Annotated in this window: 7 protein-coding genes; 1 reads left to right on the top strand and 6 read right to left on the bottom strand. The window is 61.0% G+C overall.

The window, feature by feature from the left end; all coding sequences use genetic code 11:
* Positions 1-290: 290 nt before the first annotated feature.
* The 4 genes from OC445_RS26615 to OC445_RS26600 all read right to left on the bottom strand — a co-directional run bounded on the left by OC445_RS26615 (position 291) and on the right by OC445_RS26600 (position 3,736).
* Entirely contained in the window at positions 291-1,508 is a 1,218-nt protein-coding gene (locus tag OC445_RS26615) for a class I SAM-dependent methyltransferase (RefSeq protein WP_262020447.1), read from the bottom strand.
* Between the two features lie 220 nt (positions 1,509-1,728).
* Complete coding sequence (locus OC445_RS26610; RefSeq protein WP_262020446.1) at positions 1,729-2,346, bottom strand: TPM domain-containing protein; 618 nt, start codon at positions 2,344-2,346, stop codon at positions 1,729-1,731.
* Between the two features lie 31 nt (positions 2,347-2,377).
* Positions 2,378-3,106: a TPM domain-containing protein gene (locus OC445_RS26605; RefSeq protein ID WP_054917592.1), complete on the bottom strand. Its 729-nt coding sequence runs from the start codon at positions 3,104-3,106 to the stop codon at positions 2,378-2,380.
* 18 nt (positions 3,107-3,124) lie between these two features.
* Positions 3,125-3,736 (bottom strand): LemA family protein, encoded by a 612-nt coding sequence (locus OC445_RS26600; RefSeq protein WP_014717327.1) that lies wholly within the window; start codon positions 3,734-3,736, stop codon positions 3,125-3,127.
* 241 nt (positions 3,737-3,977) lie between these two features.
* On the opposite strand from OC445_RS26600, the gene bglX reads away from it, so the two are divergent.
* On the top strand, positions 3,978-6,269 hold the full coding sequence (gene bglX, locus OC445_RS26595; protein ID WP_034126535.1) for a beta-glucosidase BglX: 2,292 nt from the start codon (positions 3,978-3,980) through the stop codon (positions 6,267-6,269).
* A gap of 145 nt (positions 6,270-6,414) precedes the next feature.
* Here the strand turns inward: bglX and OC445_RS26590 are convergent, their stop codons facing one another.
* Positions 6,415-7,572: a phospholipase D-like domain-containing protein gene (locus tag OC445_RS26590; RefSeq protein WP_034126534.1), complete on the bottom strand. Its 1,158-nt coding sequence runs from the start codon at positions 7,570-7,572 to the stop codon at positions 6,415-6,417.
* Between the two features lies 1 nt (position 7,573).
* Entirely contained in the window at positions 7,574-8,155 is a 582-nt protein-coding gene (locus OC445_RS26585) for a YceI family protein (RefSeq protein WP_054898725.1), read from the bottom strand.
* Positions 8,156-8,277 lie beyond the last annotated feature (122 nt).

Genomic DNA, 8,277 nt, shown 5'->3' with positions numbered 1-8,277 from the left:
CTGGCGGATTACGGGCACACCGAGCCTAGGCGAGGTGCCGAGTGGTGGGGCAAGAGCGTTTTGCTTACTTTGCCGCTTTTGCAAAGTGAGCCGCCGTCAGGGCGGAACCCTAAGTGGCCGTTACCTAAATAACGGATATGTACTCAGTCTGATCCCACATCCCGGTCGGCTGTCAGGCCGTCTTCGCAGGCAAGCCAGCTCCCACATTTGGATCGCGGGGCGTCAGGTAGATATGCGCTGGCCGCCGGGGCCGTCACGGGAGCAAGCTCCCACAGGGAACCGCGCCCATTTCAGGCCAGGTAGCCATCCCCGCGCAACAGGGTTTCCAGGCAGTGCTCGGTGATGTGATAAAACGCCTTGAGCTCCTGGATTTTTGCCAATAGCTGCGCGTTGTCCACAGGCTCGGCACGTTTGACCGCCAGGATCATCTTGTTCTTGTTGGTGTGTTCCAGCGAGATGAACTCGAACACCTTGGTCTCATAGCCACAGGCTTCAAGGAACAATGCGCGCAGGCTGTCGGTGACCATTTCCGCCTGCTGGCCCAGGTGCAGGCCGTATTGCAGCATCGGCTTGAGCAACGCCGGGCTCTGGATCTGCAGGCGGATCTGTTTGTGGCAGCACGGCGAGCACATGATGATCGACGCACCGGAACGGATGCCGGTGTGGATCGCGTAGTCGGTGGCGATGTCGCAGGCATGCAAGGCAATCATCACGTCCAGCTCACTGGGCGCCACGCTGCGTACATCGCCACATTTGAACACCAGCCCCGGATGCTCCAGGCGCGCAGCGGCGCTGTTGCAGAGGGTGACCATGTCTTCACGCAACTCGACACCGGTGACCTCGCCCTCGGCCTTGAGGGTATTGCGCAGGTAATCGTGAATAGCGAAGGTCAGGTAACCCTTGCCCGAGCCGAAATCGGCGACACGCACCGGGCGGTCGAGTTGCAACGGCGACGACGTCAGCGCATGGCTGAACACTTCGATGAACTTGTTGATCTGCTTCCACTTGCGCGACATCGAGGGGATCAGCGCCTGCTTGGCGTCGGTCACGCCCAGGTCGGAGAGAAACGGCCGGCTCAGGTCGAGGAAGCGATTTTTTTCACGGTTATGCTCGGCTGAAGGCGCTTCGCGCAGTTGCTGCGGTTTGCTTTTGAACAGCGAGCTTTTGTTCTTCTTGCTGTATTCCAACTGGGCTTCGTCGGTCAGCGCCAGCAAGTGCGCGTTCTTGAACGAGCTGGGCAACAGCTCGGCGATCGCCGCCACGCCGTCGGCCAAGGGGAAGTTCTTGGTGATGTCGCGAGTCTTGTAGCGATAGACGAACGACAGGCAAGGCTGCTCCTTGACCACCAGCGGCTTGATGATCAGCCGCTGCAACTCGGCTTCCTCACCGACGTACTTGGCCAGCACCAGCTTGATAAAAGCGTTCTGGGCCAAGCTTGCGCTCAACAGTTCGATGAACTGGGCATGATGATCCGGCGCAGGGCGGGCAGGTTGAGCGGTGACGGACATGAACAAAAACGCCTCGGGTAAAGAATGCCGGGCATTTTAGGCGGGATGGGGGTTCAGGGCACGGGGTTATTTGATCAACGGTCAATCAACCCGAATAAGGATGCTGCCTTGTGTAGGAGCGAGCTTGCTCGCGAAAAACGTCAACGATAACGCGGGTGTCCTGAATGAACGCGGCGTCGATGAGTTTTTCGCGAGCAAGCTCGCTCCTACAAAAAAGCAGTTATTCGAGTACAACCAGGCGATTGGGCAGTTCGTTGCGGGTTTGGGTAACGGGCACATGCACCTTGAGCAACTCGCCACAGGCTTCAACGCAGGCGATGAACCCGGCCAGCGTCTGCCCCTGTTTAACTTGCTGGGTAAACGCCTGGACAATAGCGTCCCAATTGCTGTCATCCAGGCGCTTGGAAATCCCGTCATCCACCAGGATCTCCACATAACGCTCGGCCTCGCTGACAAAAATCAGCACCCCGGTGCTGCCCACCGTGTGGTGCAGGTTCTGCTCCAGAAACTGCCGCCGCGCCAGGTTGGACGCACGCCAGTGGCGTACCGAACGCGGGATCAGCCGAGTAGTGACCTTGGGCAAGCGGAACACCAGGCACAGCACAATGAACGTCACCCACTGCGCCACCAGCAAGGTGTACATGGTCAGGTAGCCCGACAGGTAATGCACCACACCCGGCACCACCAACGCGATCAAGCTCGCCCACAGCAACGGAATGTAGGCGTAGTCGTCGGCGCGCGCCGCCAGCACGGTGACCAACTCCGCGTCGGTGGTTTTCTCGACCCGGGCGATCGCTTCGGCGACTTGGCGCTGCTCGTGTTCAGTCAGTAATGCCATGGTTGTAGATGCTCTATTCTCGTTATTGTCATTACCAGCTGCCCGAAGCCCCGCCACCGCCAAAACCACCGCCGCCGCCGCGGAAACCACCGCCACCGCCGCCCCCACCGCCGCCGCGCCCGCTGCTGTTGAGAATCGCCAGCAGGATAGCGCCCACTGGCAAGCCCATGCGATTGCACAGCCACAGCACGCCGATCAGCAGAATAAACAGGCCGATGGAAAAACCGGGATTATCCATGGCGAAGTTCGCATCCGCCACATGGGCCGGCACCGCCAAGGGCTCACCGCCCACCACCTGGATCATCGCGGCCACACCGTCGCTGATGCCCTGGCTGAAATTGCCGGCCTTGAACTTGGGCAGGATCACCTGGTTGATGATCACCCAGGATTGCGCATCCGTCAGCACGCCTTCCAGGCCATACCCGACTTCGATGCGCAATTGGCGGTCATCACGGGAGACGATCAACAGCGCGCCGTTGTCCTTGCCCTTTTGGCCAATGCCCCACTGGCGGCCCAATTGATAACCGTAGTCCTCAATAGGCACGCCTTGCAGGTCGGGCACGGTGACCACCACCAACTGGTCGCCCGAGGTCTGCTCCAGCGCCTGCAGTTGCTGGGTCAGTTGCTCGCGCACCGCCGGGTCGATCATCTGCGCGCTGTCCACCACCCGCCCGGTCAGCGCCGGGAAGGTGAGCGCCGCCTGGGCCACGCCCACGCAGGCCAACAGCCACAGCGCCAGGCCTATCCGTAATAAACGCATCGACACCTCAGTGCAGCCTTATTTGAACTTCACTTGCGGCGCTTTATCGGCATCGGCGCTGGTGGCTTCAAACGTGGCGCGGATCGGCAAGTCGCTGTACATCACGCTGTGCCACAGGCGGCCCGGGAAGGTGCGGATCTCAGTGTTGTAAGCCTGTACGGCCTGTATAAAGTCACGGCGAGACACAGCGATACGGTTCTCGGTGCCTTCAAGTTGCGATTGCAAGGCCAGGAAGTTCTGGTTGGCCTTCAGGTCCGGGTAACGCTCGGACACCACCATCAAACGGCTGAGTGCGCCGCTCAGGCCATCCTGGGCTTGCTGGAACTGCTTGAGTTTTTCGGGGTTGTCCAGGGTGCTGGCATCCACCTGGATCGAGGTGGCCTTGGCCCGCGCTTCAATCACCGCGGTAAGGGTTTCCTGTTCGTGGGCGGCATACGCCTTCACCGTTTCCACCAGGTTGGGGATCAGGTCAGCACGGCGCTGGTACTGGTTCTGCACCTGGCCCCAGGCGGCCTTGGCCTGTTCGTCCAGGGTCGGGATGTTGTTGATGCCGCAACCGCTCAGCACGCTGCTGATCAGTAACAGCGCCGCAGCCTTGAAGCCCCAGCGATAAGTGTGTGCTGCTTGCATAGTGTTTCTCCTGCCCGATCTGATGGAATGTGACGACTAACCCTATAAACCACGCGCTTGGGGCATAATCCGCCACCACTGGAATGCTTCGAGCCAATCAGCTACAAAGATGCCCAGCGCGAAAAAGAGTTCAGAGTGTGCTGCATTTATCTGAACAACACCCGAACAACAATAGACGTTCCCCACATTTTGGCCGACAGCATCTCTCTGAATGCTGCGCAGTCGCCGAAAAAGGATATTCATGAAAAAGCTGTGTTTGCTCGGCCTTGTTGCCACTCTGGCCAGCCACCCCGTATGGGCAGAAACAAAGCCTGCTGCGCTTAACGACAAGGACGCCTTCGTCAGCGACCTGCTCAAGCAAATGACCCTGGATGAGAAGATCGGCCAATTGCGCCTGATCAGCATCGGCCCGGAAATGCCCCGTGAGCTGATCCGCAAGGAAATCGCCGCCGGCCGCATCGGTGGCACGTTCAACTCCATCACCCGCCCGGAAAACCGTCCGATGCAGGACGCGGCCATGCGCAGCCGCTTGAAGATCCCGATGTTCTTCGCCTATGACGTGATCCACGGCCACCGCACCATTTTCCCGATCAGCCTGGCCCTGGCCTCCAGCTGGGACATGGACGCCATCGGCCGCTCCGGGCGCATCGCCGCCCAGGAAGCCGCCGCCGACAGCCTCGATATCACGTTTGCACCAATGGTCGATATCTCCCGCGACCCGCGCTGGGGCCGCACTTCCGAAGGTTTCGGTGAAGACACCTACCTGGTGTCACGCATTGCCGAAGTGATGGTCAAGGCGTTCCAGGGCACCAGCCCCGCGAATGCCGACAGCCTCATGGCCAGCGTCAAGCACTTCGCCCTCTACGGCGCGGTGGAAGGCGGGCGCGACTACAACGTGGTCGACATGAGCCCGGTCAAGATGTACCAGGACTACCTGCCGCCCTACCACGCGGCGATCAAGGCCGGCTCCGGCGGCGTGATGGTCGCGCTCAACTCGATCAACGGCGTGCCTGCCACCGCCAACACCTGGCTGATGAACGACCTGCTGCGCAAAGACTGGGGCTTCAAGGGCCTGACCGTCAGCGACCACGGTGCGATCGTCGAGCTGATCAAGCACGGCGTGGCCAAGGACGGACGTGAAGCCGCCAAGCTGGCGATCAAGGCTGGCATCGACATGAGCATGAATGACTCGCTGTACGGCAAGGAATTGCCGGGGCTGCTCAAGTCCGGCGAGATCCAGCAGAGCGACATCGACAACGCCGTGCGCGAAGTGCTCGGTGCCAAGTACGACATGGGCCTGTTCAAGGACCCGTACCTGCGCATCGGCAAGGCCGAGGATGACCCGGCCGACACCTACGCCGACAGCCGCCTGCACCGTGCCGAGGCCCGCGACATTGCGCGCCGCAGCCTGGTGTTGCTGAAAAACCACAACGACACCCTGCCGCTGAAAAAATCCGCGACCATTGCCCTTGTCGGCCCGCTGGCCAAGGCACCCATCGACATGATGGGCAGTTGGGCTGCTGCTGGCCGGCCTGCGCAATCGGTGACCCTGCTCGACGGCATGAACGCCGTGATCGGTGAAAAAGGCAAAGTGATCTATGCCCGTGGCGCCAACATCACCGGCGACAAAGCGGTGCTCGACTACCTCAACTTCCTCAACTTCGATGCCCCGGAAGTGGTGGATGACCCGCGCCCTGCCCAGGTGCTGATTGATGAAGCGGTGAAGGCGGCGAACAACGCCGACGTTATCGTCGCGGCGGTGGGCGAGTCCCGTGGCATGTCCCACGAATCGTCGAGCCGTACCGATCTGAACATTCCGCAAAGCCAGCGCGACTTGATCAAGGCCCTCAAAGCCACCGGCAAACCGCTGGTGCTGGTGTTGATGAACGGCCGTCCGCTGTCGATTCTCGAAGAGAACCAACAGGCCGACGCGATCCTGGAAACCTGGTTCGCAGGTACCGAAGGCGGCAACGCCATCGCCGACGTGCTGTTCGGTGACTACAACCCATCGGGCAAGCTGCCGATCACCTTCCCTCGTTCGGTGGGGCAGATTCCGACCTACTACAACCACCTGACCATCGGCCGGCCATTCACCCCAGGCAAGCCGGGCAACTACACCTCGCAGTACTTCGATGACACCACCGGCCCCCTGTTTCCGTTTGGCTATGGCCTGAGCTACACCACGTTCAGCCTGTCGGACATGGCACTGTCGTCCACCACGCTGAACAAGACCGGCAAGCTCGATGCCAGCGTCACCGTGAAGAACACTGGCAAGGTCGATGGCGAAACGGTTGTGCAGTTGTATATCCAGGACGTGGCCGGTTCGATGATCCGCCCGATCAAGGAGCTGAAGAACTTCCAGAAGATCATGCTCAAGGCCGGCGAAGCGCGCACGCTGCACTTCACCATCACCGAGGACGACTTGAAGTTCTACAACGCCCAACTCAAGTTCGCGGCGGAACCGGGTGAGTTCAATGTGCAGATCGGCTTGGATTCCCAGGATGTGCAGCAGCAAACCTTCGAACTGCTCTGATCTGAAGCTGTAAACACGGTCGCTGTGGGAGCTGGCTTTTGTGGGAGCTGGCTTGCCTGCGATACAGGCACCTCGGTTTGTCAGGTGTACCGAGGTGATGCTATCGCAGGCAAGCCAGCTCCCACAGTTGATTGAGGTGACCCGGCTAACCGCGTCGATCCAGCAGGTTCACCACCAACCGATCAATCCAGCCCCACACCCGCTGCTTCACCCGCCGCCACAATGGCCGCGCCTTCCATGCCTCCAGGCTCACCGCCTGGCTTTGGGCAAAGTCCGCTTCGAAACTGCCCACCACCGCTGCCGTCAACTGCGGGTCCAGCGCTTCGAGGTTGGCTTCCAGGTTGAAGCGCAGATTCCAGTGGTCGAAATTGCACGAGCCAATGCTCACCCAATCATCCACCAGCACCATCTTCAGGTGCAGGAAACACGGCTGGTATTCGAAGATCTGCACGCCTGAGCGCAGCAGGCGCGGGTAATAACGGTGCCCGGCGTAACGCACCGACGGGTGATCGGTGCGCGGGCCGGTGAGCAGCAAACGTACGTCCACACCGCGCCCTGCCGCCCGGCGCAAGGCACGGCGCACGCTCCAGGTTGGCAGGAAGTACGGGGTCGCCAGCCAGATACGCCCCTTGCTGCTGTTCAAAGCACGAATCAACGATTGCAGGATGTCACGGTGCTGACGCGCATCGGCATACGCCACGCGGCCCAGCCCCGGCCCGGTCGCGGGCACCTTGGGCAAGCGAGGCAAACCAAAGTGGGTAGCCGGTTTCCATTCACGGCGCGCGGCGTTAGCGTGCCATTGCCGGTCGAACAGGGCCTGCCAGTCCAGCACCAGCGGGCCGCTGATCTGCACCATCACTTCATGCCAGTCGGCGGTGTCTTGCCCCGGCGTCCAGAACTCGTCGGTGACACCGGTGCCGCCGACCACCGCAATGCGCTGGTCGATCAGCAGTAGCTTTCGATGGTCGCGGTACAGGTTGCGCATCCAGCGCCGCCAATTCAGGCGGTTGTAAAAGCGCAGCGCCACGCCGGCATCGGTCAAGCGCTTGCGCAGCCCCAGGGTAAACGCCAGGCTGCCGTAATCGTCAAACAGGCAACGCACCTGCACGCCGCGTTCGGCGGCCAGTACCAGCGCCTGCACCATGGCCTCGGCGCAGGCCCCGGCTTCGACCAGGTACAGCTCAAGGTCAACCTGCTGCTCGGCCCGGGCGATGCCCACCAGCATCTGCGGGAAGAAATTCGGCCCGTCGATCAGCAATTCGAACTGATTGGCGCTGCGCCACGGGAACACCGCGCCGCTCATGTCAGCGCGCCGTGAAAATCAGCACCGCACCCACCGGCACCGACAAACTGATCGACTTGAGCCCTGCCGCCTTACGCAAGGTAGCCACACCGGGCGCCAGGTCGAAATCTTCGGCATGCAGCACCACGGGCTCCAGAGTTACCACCTGGAAACGCCGCTCATCCAGGCGCGTGGCCAGCAGTTCGGCGCTGTAGGTCTGGGTCTTGCCGTGCAGCGTGACGCTCAAGGGCAGGCGCAATTCCAACTGCGCGCCGGACGCCAGGTCATTGATGGGCTGCAGATTGATCTGTGCGCTGATCTGCGCTTCGGGGAAGGTCTTGATCTCGAACAGCTCTTTACGCATGCGCTCGTCGCGCAACGGAATACCGCTGTTGATTGAGTCCAGCTCCACTTCCAGCCGAGCCGCGCCTTTGGCGTCGACTTTGCCGTGCAGCACCAGGAAGCGTTGGACTTCGGCAATCTCGGTGTTTTTGGTGGTGACGAAAGACAGGCGCGAGGATTCGTTATCCAGGTACCAATCGGCGTGGGCGGGCACAGCAGCAAAGGCCAGCAGCGCGAAGACCAGAGGTTTGACATTGAACATATAGACTCATGGGGCAAAAAACCTGGGCGAACCTTAAGCGCAATCTCACAACCGGCGCAAATTCAATGTGGGAGCTGGCTTGCTGTGGCGAGGGAGCTTGCTCCCGTTCGACAGCGCAGCTG

It is taken from the genome of Pseudomonas sp. Pse35, from assembly GCF_024519715.1.
Taxonomy (GTDB): Bacteria; Pseudomonadota; Gammaproteobacteria; order Pseudomonadales; family Pseudomonadaceae; genus Aquipseudomonas; species Aquipseudomonas paracarnis.
This window is presented reverse-complemented; position numbering and strand designations above follow the sequence as displayed.